The 12540-nt window shown below is 67.3% G+C and carries 10 protein-coding genes; 8 read left to right on the plus strand and 2 right to left on the minus strand.

All coding sequences use genetic code 11. The features are described 5' to 3' along the window. Positions 1–22: 22 nt before the first annotated feature. The 6 genes from uca (at position 23) to LGM71_RS25685 (ending at position 9088) form a co-directional block, all read left to right on the plus strand. Positions 23–3619 (plus strand): urea carboxylase, encoded by a 3597-nt coding sequence (gene uca, locus LGM71_RS25660; RefSeq protein ID WP_226117219.1) that lies wholly within the window; start codon positions 23–25, stop codon positions 3617–3619. Then, a complete protein-coding gene (atzF, locus tag LGM71_RS25665; RefSeq protein WP_226117221.1) occupies positions 3616–5502 on the plus strand; it encodes an allophanate hydrolase in 1887 nt (628 codons plus the stop codon). Before uca ends, atzF begins: the two co-directional genes overlap by 4 nt. Positions 5503–5566: 64 nt before the next feature. Continuing rightward, the gene (locus LGM71_RS25670) at positions 5567–6541 is read left to right on the plus strand and encodes an ABC transporter permease (RefSeq protein WP_059606232.1); all 975 of its coding nucleotides are present in this window, start codon (positions 5567–5569) and stop codon (positions 6539–6541) included. Positions 6542–6586: 45 nt separating this feature from the next. Next, positions 6587–7495, plus strand: a complete 909-nt coding sequence (locus tag LGM71_RS25675; protein ID WP_059606234.1) for an ABC transporter ATP-binding protein — start codon at positions 6587–6589, stop codon at positions 7493–7495. Positions 7496–8001: 506 nt separating this feature from the next. Beyond that, positions 8002–8505, plus strand: a complete 504-nt coding sequence (locus LGM71_RS25680) for an inclusion body family protein (protein ID WP_126224699.1) — start codon at positions 8002–8004, stop codon at positions 8503–8505. 64 nt (positions 8506–8569) lie between these two features. Further along, a complete protein-coding gene (locus tag LGM71_RS25685) occupies positions 8570–9088 on the plus strand; it encodes an AidA/PixA family protein (RefSeq protein WP_124627174.1) in 519 nt (172 codons plus the stop codon). 158 nt (positions 9089–9246) lie between these two features. Here LGM71_RS25685 and LGM71_RS25690 read toward each other — a convergent pair whose 3' ends face one another. Together LGM71_RS25690 and LGM71_RS25695 are read right to left on the minus strand one after the other, a co-directional pair. Next, complete coding sequence (locus LGM71_RS25690; protein ID WP_226117223.1) at positions 9247–9948, minus strand: FadR/GntR family transcriptional regulator; 702 nt, start codon at positions 9946–9948, stop codon at positions 9247–9249. A 145-nt stretch (positions 9949–10093) separates the two neighbouring features. Beyond that, the gene (locus LGM71_RS25695) at positions 10094–10339 is read right to left on the minus strand and encodes a hypothetical protein (RefSeq protein ID WP_174912656.1); all 246 of its coding nucleotides are present in this window, start codon (positions 10337–10339) and stop codon (positions 10094–10096) included. Here LGM71_RS25695 and LGM71_RS25700 point away from each other — a divergent pair. Next, positions 10326–11348: a zinc-binding alcohol dehydrogenase family protein gene (locus tag LGM71_RS25700; protein WP_226117225.1), complete on the plus strand. Its 1023-nt coding sequence runs from the start codon at positions 10326–10328 to the stop codon at positions 11346–11348. The two genes, LGM71_RS25695 and LGM71_RS25700, sit on opposite strands and share 14 nt — an antisense overlap. A 17-nt stretch (positions 11349–11365) precedes the next feature. Then, entirely contained in the window at positions 11366–12478 is a 1113-nt protein-coding gene (locus LGM71_RS25705; protein WP_226117233.1) for a mannitol dehydrogenase family protein, read from the plus strand. Positions 12479–12540: the final 62 nt, after the last annotated feature.

Below are 12540 nucleotides of genomic sequence, written 5' to 3' on the forward strand. Positions count from 1 at the left end.
ACGCTCGTTCGCGGGAGGCAACATGAGGTTCGCCAAGGTCCTCGTCGCGAACCGCGGCGAAATCGCGTGCCGCGTGATCCGCACGCTCAAGCGGCTCGGCATCGCGTCGGTCGCGATTTATTCGGATGCCGATCGCGACGCGCGTCACGTGGCGCTCGCCGACGAAGCGGTGCGTGTCGGGCCCGCGCCGGCGGCCGACAGCTACCTGAACGTCGCGGCGATCCTCGCTGCCGCACGCGAGACCGGCGCGCAGGCCGTGCATCCCGGCTACGGCTTCCTGTCCGAGCATGCCGGTTTCGCCGATGCATGCGAGGCAGCGGGCCTGCGCTTCATCGGGCCGCGCGGCGATCACATGCGTGCATTCGGCCTCAAGCACACCGCGCGCGCGCTCGCCGCCGCGCAGGGCGTCGCGTTGCTGCCGGGCACGGGCCTGCTCGACGATGTGGCGACGGCGCTCGCCGAAGCCGACGCAATCGGTTATCCGGTGATGCTGAAAAGCACCGCCGGTGGCGGCGGGATCGGCATGTCGCTCTGCCGCGATGCCGCGCAGCTCGAGGCGGCCTTCGAATCCGTCGTGCGGCTCGGCAACGCGAACTTCGCGCATGCGGGGGTCTATCTCGAGAAGTTCGTCGAACACGCGCGGCACATCGAAGTGCAGATCTTCGGTGACGGGCTGGGCGGCGCGATCGCGCTCGGCGAACGCGACTGCTCCGTGCAGCGCCGCAACCAGAAGGTGATCGAGGAAACGCCCGCGCCGGACCTGAGCGGCGCCGAGCGCGATGCGCTGCATGCGAGCGCGGTGCGGCTCGCCCGCGCGGTCGGCTACGCATCGGCCGGCACCGTCGAATTCGTGTTCGACGCGAACGCGCGGCAGTTCTATTTCCTCGAGGTGAATACGCGGCTGCAGGTCGAACATTGCGTGACCGAAGCGGTGACGGGCGTCGATCTCGTGGAATGGATGATCCTGCAGGCCGAAGGCGACCTGCCGCCGCTCGACACGCTCGCCGTCGCGCCGCGCGGCGCGAGCATCCAGGTGCGGCTCTATGCGGAGGATCCGCACAAGCAGTTCCAGCCGAGCGCGGGGTTGCTCACGCACGTCGCGTTTCCGGACGACGTGCGCGTCGACGGCTGGATCGAAGCGGGCACCGAGATCAGCGCGCATTACGATCCGCTGCTCGCGAAGCTGATCGTGCGCGGCGATACGCGGCGCGACGCGCTGGCCGCATTGCAGGCCGCGCTCACGCGTACCGAGCTGTACGGCATCGAGACCAACCTCGACTACCTGCGCGCCGTCGTCGGCTCGGACACGTTCGCGCGCGGCGCGCCGACGACGGCATTCCTGTCGCGCTTCGCGTTCGCGCCGCACACGATCGACGTGCTCGACGGCGGCGTGCAGACCACCGTGCAGCAAGCCCCCGGGCGCGTCGGCTACTGGAGCGTCGGCGTGCCGCCGTCTGGCCCGATGGACGATCGCGCGTTCGATCTCGCGAACGCGCTGCTCGGCAACGCGCGCGACGCGGCGGGGCTGGAATTCACGATGGTCGGCGCGACGCTGCGCTTCAACACGGCGACGCTGTTCGTGCTCGGCGGCGCGCCGCTCGCGGCCACGCTCGATGGCGAGCCCGCGCCGTTCTGGCAGGTGCTGCGCGCGCGGCCCGGCGCGGTGCTGAAGCTCGGCGGCGTGATGGGCGCGGGCGTGCGCGCGTGCCTTGCCGTGAAGGGCGGCCTGCAAGTGCCCGACTATCTCGGCAGCAAGGCGACCTTCACGCTCGGCCAGTTCGGCGGCCACGCGGGGCGCGCGCTGCGCAAGGGCGACGTGCTGCATCTGCACGCGGACGCGGGGCGCGGCGACGCGGGCGCGACGCTGGCCGCGGCCGACGTTCCTGCGCTGACGCATGCCTGGACGCTCGGCGTGCTCGACGGGCCGCACGGCGCGCCCGATTTCTTCACGCCCGACGACATCGCGATGCTCTACGGCACGCAGTGGACGGTCCACTACAACTCCAGCCGCACCGGCGTGCGGCTGATCGGACCGAAGCCGCAATGGGCACGCGTGGACGGCGGCGAGGCAGGCCTGCATCCGTCGAACATCCACGACAACGCGTATGCGATCGGTGCGGTCGATTTCACCGGCGACATGCCGGTGATCCTGGGCCCCGACGGTCCGAGCCTCGGCGGCTTCGTGTGCCCGGTGACGGTCGTGCGCGACGAGTTGTGGAAGCTCGGGCAGTTGCGCCCGGGCGATACCGTGCAGTTCGTGCGCGCCCGCGTGTCGCCCGCGCCTGCCACCGCCTCGATCGCGATCGCGCCTGCGGCATCCGCTGGCGCGCCGGACGATTGCGTGCTGCATCGCGACCCGTCGGCCGGCGGCGGCATCGGCGTGGTGTACCGGCGCTCGGGCGATCGCAACGTGCTGGTCGAATACGGGCCGCTCGTGCTCGACCTGAACCTGCGCTTTCGCGTGCACGCGCTGATGTGCTGGCTCGACGCGCACCGGCTGCCCGGCATGCTCGACCTGACGCCGGGGATACGTTCGCTGCAGGTGCAGTTCGACGCGCGGACGCTGCCGCTCGCCACGCTGCTCGCGCATTTGCAGGCCGCCGAGCGCGAATTGCCCGACGTGGCCGACATGCGCGTGCCGAACCGCATCGTGCATCTGCCGCTGTCGTGGGACGACCCGTCGACGCGCGTCGCGATCGAGCGCTACATGCAGTCGGTGCGGCCCGATGCGCCGTGGTGCCCGAGCAATATCGAGTTCATCCGGCGCATCAACGGCCTGGCGAGTATCGACGACGTGAAGCGCATCGTGTTCGACGCGCGCTATCTGGTGATGGGGCTCGGCGACGTCTACCTCGGTGCGCCGGTCGCGACGCCGATCGATCCGCGGCACCGTCTCGTGACCACGAAGTACAACCCCGCGCGCACCTGGACGCCGGAGAATGCGGTCGGCATCGGCGGCGCGTACCTGTGCGTGTACGGGATGGAAGGGCCCGGCGGCTACCAGTTCGTCGGCCGGACGGTGCAGATGTGGAACCGCCACCGCACCACGCGCGAATTCGAGGCAGGCAAGCCCTGGCTGCTGCGCTTCTTCGACGAGATCCGCTTTTACGAAGTCAGCGAGGCGGAGCTGACCGCGCTGCGCGCGGATTTCATCGCGGGCCGCGCGGCGCTGAGGATCGAGGAATCCGTGTTCGATCTGGGCGCATACAACCGCTTTTTGCGCGACGAGGCGGATTCGATTGCGACGTTCAAGGACGCGCAGCAAACCGCGTTCGAAGCCGAGCGTGAGCGATGGCGGGCGGCCGGGCACGCGGAATACGTCGGCGACGCGGAGCAGGGCGACGCGCAGGCGGCGCGGGCAGCGGGCGCGCTCGACGACACGCAGCGGGCGATTGCCGCGGACGTGTCGGGCAGCGTGTGGAAGGTGCTGGTCGAGGCGGGCGAGCGCGTGACCGAAGGGCAGGTCGTCGCGATCGTCGAGTCGATGAAGATGGAGGTGGTGGTGACGGCAACGGAAGACGGCACGATCGAGACGATCGATTGTGCGCCGGGCGCGGCGGTGGTGGCCGGCCAGCGGCTGATGGTGATGAAGGCGGGCGCCGCCGAGGAGGTCGCATGAGCACGGCGGAACGTTCCATCCTGCCCGGGCTGCGCTCGATTGCAGCGCTGCGCGCGCGCTACGTGGCGGGCGACCTGACGCCGCATGCGCTCGTCGACGCGATCGCCGCGCATTTCGACGCCGGCGACCCGCATCATGCCTGGATCCGTCCGCTGACGCGCGCGGAGATGACGCGGTATGCCGACGCGCTCGCCGGGCGCGACGTCGCGTCGTTGCCGCTTTACGGCGTGCCGTTCGCGATCAAGGACAACATCGACCTCGCCGGCATACCGACGACGGCGGCCTGCCCGGCGTATGCGTACACGCCGGCGCGCAGCGCGCCCGTCGTCGAGCGGCTGATCGCGGCCGGTGCTATTCCGGTCGGCAAGACCAATCTCGACCAGTTCGCGACCGGGCTCTCGGGACAGCGCTCGCCTTACGGCGCGTGCCGCAACGCCCTCGATCCGCGCTATGCGTCGGGCGGGTCGAGTTCCGGGTCGGCGGTGGCGGTCGCACTCGGCGTCGCGACGTTCTCGCTCGGCACCGACACGGCCGGTTCCGGGCGCGTGCCGGCCGCGTTTCACGGCCTCGTCGGGCTCAAGCCGACCCGCGGTGTGGTGAGTACGCTCGGCGTCGTGCCGGCCTGCCGGTCGCTCGATTGCGTGTCGGTGTTCGCGCACTCGCCGGCCGATGCGCGGGCGGTGTTCGACGTCGCGCATGGCGTGACCGAGGGCGATCCTTACGGGCGCGCATGGCAGCCGTCGGCGGGCGTGGCCGGACTGCGCGCGCATCCGGCGCGGCCGCTCGCGCAGGTGCGCTTCGGCGCACCGCGCGCCGATCAGCTCGAATTCTTCGGCGACGAATCGTATCGCGCGGCCTGGGGCGCGGCGCTCGAACGCCTGCGCGCGACCGGAGCGGAAGTCGTCGAGATCGATTTCAGCCCGTTCCTGGCGGCCGCGCGGCTCCTGTACGACGGCCCGTGGGTTGCCGAGCGGCTTGCCGCGATCGGCGCATTCGCCGCGCGGGAGCCCGATGCGCTGCATCCGGTGATCCGCGAAATCGTCGGCGGCGCGTCGCGCTTCAGCGCGGCCGACGCGTTCGCGGCATTCGACCGGCTCGCGACGCTGCGCGTCGAGGCGGCGCGCGAATGGGACGGGCTCGACGCGATCGTGATGCCGACCTCGGCGACGACCGCGACCGTCGACGCGCTCGAAGCCGATCCGATTGGCGTCAACTCGCGCTTCGGCTACTACACGAATTTCGTCAACCTGCTCGACCTGTCGGCGATCGCCGTGCCGGCCGGCACGTGCGAAAGCGGGCGGCATGCGGGTTTGCCGTTCGGGATCACGTTCGTCGGCCGCGCAAACGACGATGCGCGGCTGCTCGATCTCGCCCAGGCGTGGACCGGCGGCGCCGTCGCTGCCGGCGATGCGGCCGTCGGGGATGCCGGGTCGCCAGCGCCGGTGGCATCAGCCTCCGACGCGTCGTCCGCTGTCGTGCGCGTGGCCGTCGTCGGCGCGCATCTGCGTGGCGAGCCGTTGAATGGGCAGCTCACGCAGCGGGGCGCGCACTTCGTCGCCGCGACGACGACGGCTGCCGCCTATCGACTCTATGCGCTGTCCGCGGCGGCCTGCGGTGGCGTCGCCAAGCCTGGCCTCGTGCGCGTGCCGGACGGCGGCGCGCCGATCGCGGTCGAGATCTGGGAGATGCCCGTCGACGCATACGGCAGCTTCGTCGCCGGGATTGCGGCGCCGCTCGGCATCGGCACGCTGACGCTCGCGGACGGCACGCGGGTGCAGGGATTCCTGTGTGAAAGCGCGGCCCTCGACGATGCGCAGGACATAACGCGCTTCGGCGGCTGGCGCGCATACCGCGCTCAGGCCGCCAGCGGCGCGTTGCAATGAACGTCCGGTCGCGCGTTGCTCCGGCACCCGCGCGACCGGCACCCGAAACGATACGGAGATTCCCATGTCAACGACCCGCAACACGACCGGCTGGCTCGCCGTTCGACGCGAGCTGACGGCGCGCGGCAAATGGACGCTCGGCCTGGCGTCCTTTCTGCTGCCGTTCGCCGTCTGGTGTCTGATCAGCTATGTGCCGTTCGTCTGGCATCCGCAAATGCGCATCACGAATCCGGGAAGTGTCGACTATTTCCAGACCGGCATGCAGATCGACCGCGACGTGTTCGACGACGAGCTCGCGCATGCGCGTGCGACGCACGCGGCCGTGCCCGAGGGCGTGCGCGCGAACCCGGTGTACCTGCCTGCGCCGCATCAGGTGCTCCGAGCGTTCTACACGGCGTTCACGACGCCGCCCGCATCGCGTGATGGCGTGTGGCTGCACGAGAGCCTCTGGCACAGCATCCGGATCATCTTCTGGGGCTTCGTGATCTCGTCCGCGATCGGCGTGCCGCTCGGCATCGTCTGTGGCACTTTCAGCGCGCTCGCGCGGCTGCAGGAGCCGTTCCTGGAGTTCTTCCGCTATCTGCCGGCGCCGGCATTCGGCGCGCTGATGGTCGCGATCCTCGGCATTTACGACGCGCCGAAGGTCGCGATCATCGTGATCGGCACGCTGTTCCAGCAGGTGCTGATCATTGCGAACACGACGCGCAAGCTCGAATACGGGCTGTTCGAGGCCGCGATGACGCTCGGCACGAAGAAGCTCCAGCTGCTCACGCACGTCGTGATTCCGGGTGTGCTGCCGGATCTGTATCGCGACCAGCGGATCCTGCTCGGCTGGGCGTGGACCTACCTGATCGTGGCCGAACTCGTCGGCACGAGCTCGGGCATCACGTGGTACATCAGCCAGCAGGCGCGCTACCAGCATTTCGACAACGTATACGCGGCGATCCTGATGATCGGGATCATCGGCCTCGGCACCGACATCGCGCTCGGACTGCTCGGCCGCAAGCTGTTTCCATGGGACCGCACGCTGAGGGCGTGACGCCCGTCGACGCGCATCCATCGACCGATTTCCGTAGAGGGCATCATGCAGAATCCGCAAGCCGTTCCCGATTACCTGATTCAATCCGACGCGGTGCGCGAGCGCTTCGCGCGACTCAAAGCCCGCGACGTGATTCTCGACGTGCGGCATGTCGGCAAGCGTTTCGCGACGCCGCAGGGCGAGTGCGTCGCGCTCGACGACATCAGCTTCCGCACCCACCGGCGCGAGTTCGTGTGCGTGATCGGTCCGTCCGGCTGCGGCAAGTCGACGCTGATTCGCATCCTGGCGGGGCTCGAGGCGCAGACGAGCGGCGAGGTGCTGCTGGACGGCAAGCCCGTGCAGGGGCCGGGCGCCGATCGCGGGATGGTGTTCCAGGGCTATACGCTGTTTCCGTGGCTCACCGTGAAGAAGAACGTGATGTTCGGCCTCCGAATGAATGGCAGCAGCGGCGGCGAAGCCGAGCGCGAGGCGCTGCAGTGGCTCGACCTGGTCGGACTGACGCGTTTCGCCGACGTGTATCCGCATCAGTTGTCGGGTGGCATGAAGCAGCGCGTGGCGATCGCCCGCGCGCTCGCGAACCGTCCGCGCATCCTGCTGATGGACGAGCCGTTCGGCGCGCTCGACGCGCAGACGCGTGCGCGGATGCAGACACACCTGCTCGACATCTGGCGCAATATCGACGTGACGATCCTGTTCATCACGCACGATCTCGACGAGGCGATCTTCCTCGCGGACCGGATTCTCGTGCTCAAGGCGAACCCGGGCGGCGTGCAGGAACTGATCGAGGTGCCGGTGGCGCGGCCGCGGGACTATTCGCAGGTCAATACGCCCGAATTCATCGCGACGAAGGCGCGGCTCGAAGCACTGATCCATCCGAAGGAGGAGGCGGCGGACGATGAGGGGGTGAAGCCGCACATGATCCGGATGACGGACGTTTCGGACAATGTCGAGTAACGGGAGTGGTTATGGTTCGGTTTTTTTATTAATCGTGTCTGGTGGCGTGCGGGGCGAAATAATGCGCGTTGCGCGCACGATCCTTTTTGTTTTGATTTGGTGTGGAATTCTGGATTCAATTCACATATTTGCGTATCAAGTGAATGAGGTTTTTTTAGGAAAGGGTGATGTTAATAGAAATACTGCTGAAACGGTGGAGTGTTCCTCTTGGTCTGCGCGTCGCCAGCCTTGCGGCCGCGCCTGCCCCGTCGACTTTGCTTTATCGCGGACTGCATGAAGTGTTGAGACAATTGATAATATTGTTTTATTAAATAACGGTCTCTATAAAATCAGGTGGGAGCTGTCAGCGTTTACAGGTTTATCGGATTGCTGATCGATGTAAATTTAAATCGCGTTGGCAAATTGAATTTTCAAGGTTTCATGCGATTCTTCATTCGATCGGCGATCGGAAGTCGTATGGAACAGTCCGCGCACCGGCAGCCCCATTTACCTGAACGGGAGTTCCTATGTCACGCGTTACCGATGTGCTCGTCTCGATCGATACCGAAACGATTCTCCAGAAATATCCGAATCCCAGCCGGGATCCGAAAAACCCGACGCTGATCGACTGGAAGCACGTGTACATGGTCACGAACCAGGACAACGTCGTTTCCGGCCAGGCGGGCGGCGAACTTGACCTGAAAGCCCAGGTGGGCGACCTGATCCGATGGCGCGAAACGAGCTTGTCCCTGGGCTTCGAGAAGCAGGTGGTCTTCTACGGCTTCATCGCCAACCAGGGCAAGGACCTGATTTCGACGCCGACGCCGCGCAAGGCCACCGCATCGATCCCGATTCCGAATCCGAGCTCACCGTCGACGCCGACCTGCCAGAAGGTGGACAACTACTACTGGTCGTCGGAAACGCTGTCGGAAGGCCGCGTCACCTACCACTTCTACTTCCAGATCATCGACCGCAACTGCCAGTCGCTGGGTTGCTATCAGTGGGATCCGTTCATCTCGATCCACAACTGATCTCGGCCGGCGGGCGGCCGCGTGGCGGTCGCTCGCGTCATATTCCCGTTCCGGAGGACGTGCCATGTCTGGTCTTCGTTGCGATGTGCTTGCGATCGTCGATGCCGTCACGCTGCTGTCGACCTATCCCGATGCGAGCCGGAACGCCGATATGCCGACCGTGATCGACGGCCGGCACATCTACGTGGTGAGCCCCGGCGACACCGGGCCGCTCGGCCGCAACGACAGCCGGCTCTTTGCCGGCTTGTCGCCGGGCGACCAGCTCCGCCTGCGCGAAACGGCGCTGGCGCTGCGTGCCGAAGCGAGCGTTCTGTTCATCCGGTTCGCGTTGAAGGATGCCGGCATCGTCGCGCCGATCGAACCGGAGGTGCGCGATGCCGCGACACCGGTGCCGTCCGACGACGACCTGCTCCATCCACAGTGCCGGCCGATGCCGGACCACTACTGGCGCAGCGATGTGCTGGCCGCGGGCGCCACCACGTGTACGGCCGATTTCGCCGTACTGGACCGCGATGGTGCCGTGTCCGGCTATTTCCGCTGGGAGACGTCGATCGAGATCGCCGGAGGCGGGGCGGATTCGTAGCAGCCCGATTTCAGGCCGTCGTCGGGCCGCGACGGCAACGTCAACCTGGCGCCCGATACCGGTTTCCCGGCGATCTTCCGCGCGAATGCCGCATTCAAGCAGGATGCCGAACCGTTTGGTTCGCGGGACGCACGCGTTTCATGGACGGCCCGCCAGCGTTAGTTTCGCTCCTGTTCCAGCCAGCGTCGTTGCGATGCATAGAGATGCGTGCGCATGGCCGCCTGGGCCATCAGCACCTCGCCGTTTTCCAGCGCGTGAAGAATGGACTCGTGTTCGTCGAACGCCTTGGCCCATGTCTGCCTGCTTTCGGTGCGCGCGCTGACGCGCGACGAGATCGGACTGTGGCGTCCGTCGAACAGTTCGCCCACCAGCCTGACCAGCACCGAATTGCCGGTCATCGCTGCAATCGCGACGTGAAATTCTCGATCGTGCTGCAGCGGGGAACGGCCTTCCGCGATGGCGGACCGCATTGCATCGACCGCGCGGCGCACGGGCGCCAGCCGTTCGGGCGTCGCGTGTGCGCATGCGAGTTCGACGACGCTGCCTTCGAGTGCGGCGCGGGCGCTTGTCAGTTCGATCGGGTTTTCGCCCAGCGGTGTCGCCGCGGTATTCGACGCCTTCGCTGGAGGGCACACGAACACGCCGGAGCCCATCCGGACTTCGACGATGCCTTCGATTTCCAGCGCGATGAGCGCCTCTCGAACCGACGGGCGTGACACGCCCAGCTGCTGAGCCAGATCCCGCTCGGGCGGCAGGCGTTCTCCGTCGGCGAACCGCCCCGCATCGATGAGCGAACGAATCTGGTCGGCGATGCGCTGATACAGGCGGCGTGTATCCACCTGTTTGAACTGGTCCAGCAATGCTCCCCCTTGCCGCATACCGCGGATGTCTGTTCCGAAGCGATCAGTCTACTGCACTTTGAATGGCCTGACCAATTCAGACGAAGTCGATGGCGCCTTCCGATGTCGCAGGGAGCTGGATGGATAAATTGGCCTTACCAAGTTTTCAATCCAGTCGGTTCTTGCCGATTCCGCTTTGCGCCCAATGAAAAAGCGGCAAGGTGAGCGTATTCGAGCCACCCGATGCGCGCTTTGTCACCATGCCTTTTAGGGATTTCCCCAAATTCCCGGCGATTGGCTTGACCAATGGTGGCCAGACCAATAGCATGTGTTTGGTCAGGCCAATTTGGTGGTGCCGCGCGCCACATCGTCCTGTTTCACCCATTACAGAGATACCGATGAGAACCGTCATTTGTGAAGAACCCGGTCGTCTGGTCGTTGCCGAGCGCCCGGTGCCGGCCGTGGGCCCCGACGATGTCCTGATCCGCGTGAAGCGGGTTGGTGTATGCGGCACCGACATGCATATCTTCACCGGCAACCAGCCGTACCTCGCCTATCCCAGGGTGATGGGGCACGAGCTGGCCGGCGTCGTCGAGACGGCGCCGGCGGGCGCACGCGTCAAGGCCGGCGACCAGGTCTACGTGATGCCGTATCTGTCGTGCGGAACGTGTGTCGCGTGCCGTGCGGGCAAGACCAATTGCTGCACCCGGATCCAGGTGCTGGGCGTGCACGCCGACGGCGGCATGGTCGAATACCTCGCCGTTCCGCAGGCCTTCGTGTTCGCGGCCAACGGCGTCACGCTCGACCAGGCCGCGATGATCGAATTCCTCGCGATCGGCGCGCACGCGGTCGCGCGTGCCGAGGTCCGGGCCGGGCAACGCGTGCTGGTTGTCGGCGCGGGCCCGATCGGCATGGCCGCGCTGATCTTCGCCATGCTGCGCGGCGCGCAGGTCAGCGTGCTCGACGGCCGCGCGGACCGGCTGGCGGTCTGCGCGGCGGCGCTGGGCGCACACGCCACCGTGCCGCTCGACACGAGCGGGGCCGGCGCCGATGTCGAGCGCCTCGCGGCGCTCACCGACGGCGAATTCTTCGATGTCGTGTTCGACGCCACCGGCAATCTCGTCGCAATGGAGCGCGGCCTGGACTTCGTCGCGCACGGCGGGAAGTACGTGCTGATCTCGCTCGTGAAGGGCCGCATTTCGTTCTCCGACCCGGAATTCCACAAGCGCGAGACGACGCTGCTCGCGAGCCGCAACGCGACGCCGGCCGATTTCGAAACCGTGCTCGACGCAATGCGTGCGGGGCGGGTGCCGACCGACGCGCTGAAGACGCACGCGCTGACGCTCGCGGACTTGCCCGTCCGGTTCGCGGAACTCCTCGAACCGGACGCCGGCGTGATCAAGGCACTCGTCGAATGCTGAACGCGGAGCGCGAACCGATGGGCAACCCGATCCTGCAGTTCGGCACCAGCCGCTTCCTCCAGGCGCACGTCGACCTGTTCGTGTCGGAAGCGCTGGCAGCCAGCCGCGCACTCGGTGCGATCACCGTGGTGCAGACGACGTCGAGCGCGGAAAGCCGTGCCCGCATCGATGCGTTGCGCGCGACCGGGCGCTACCCGGTGCGGATTCGCGGCCGGCGGCACGGCGAGACGATCGATCGCGAGGTCGACTGCACGGCGATCACGGAAGCGTTGCATGCGGCGGACGACTGGGCGCGGTTGCGCGAGCGCGTCGCATGCGAGGTCCGGGCCATCGTGTCCAACACCGGCGACAGCGGCTATGCGCCGTTCGACGACGACGGGGCCGATCTGCTTGCCGGCCACCGCGCGCCGCGCGGTTTCGCGGCGAAGCTCGCGGTGCTGCTGCACGAGCGTTTCCGCGCGGGCGGGGCACCCGTCACGCTGCTGCCGTGCGAACTCGTCGCGCGCAACGGCGACACGCTGCGCGACCTGGTGGTTGCCGTCGCGCGGGGCTGGCGCGCGGACGCGGCTTTCGTCGATTACCTGATCGACGGCTGCGCGTGGGTCAACTCGCTCGTCGACCGGATCGTGTCGGAGCCGATTCACCCGGTCGGCGCGATCGCCGAACCGTATGCGTTGTGGGCGGTGCGGCGCACGGCGGGGATGACGCTGCCGTGCGAGCACCCCGACATCGTCGTGACCGACGATCTCGAACGCTACGAGCGCCTGAAGCTGCTGCTGCTCAATCTCGGGCATACGGTACTCGCCGAACAATGGCGCACGCGCGGCGGCTCGCCTGACATGACGGTGGGCGCGGCGATGGGCGATCCCGCGTACCGCGCACCGCTCGAGGCGGTATGGAGCGAAGAGGTGATGCCGGTGTTCGATGCGCTCGGCGAGCGCGACGCGGCGCTGGCCTACCTCGATGACGTGCGCGAACGCTTCCTGAACCCGTTCCTCGCGCATCGGCTGGCCGATATCGCGGGCAATCACGACATGAAGAAGACACGGCGCCTGCGCCCGGTGGTCGAGATGGCGCGCATGCTGAAGCTATCGGTCGCGCAGCCGTACCTGATCGCGGCGCTCGGGTGAGCGGGCGTCCGGGCCGGCATCCAGCGAAGTGAAATCAAATGAAATGGAATGGAGACACGCAA

Origin of the sequence: Burkholderia sp. AU33545 (assembly GCF_020419685.1) — a bacterium.
GTDB classification, from domain to species: domain Bacteria; phylum Pseudomonadota; class Gammaproteobacteria; order Burkholderiales; family Burkholderiaceae; genus Burkholderia; species Burkholderia diffusa.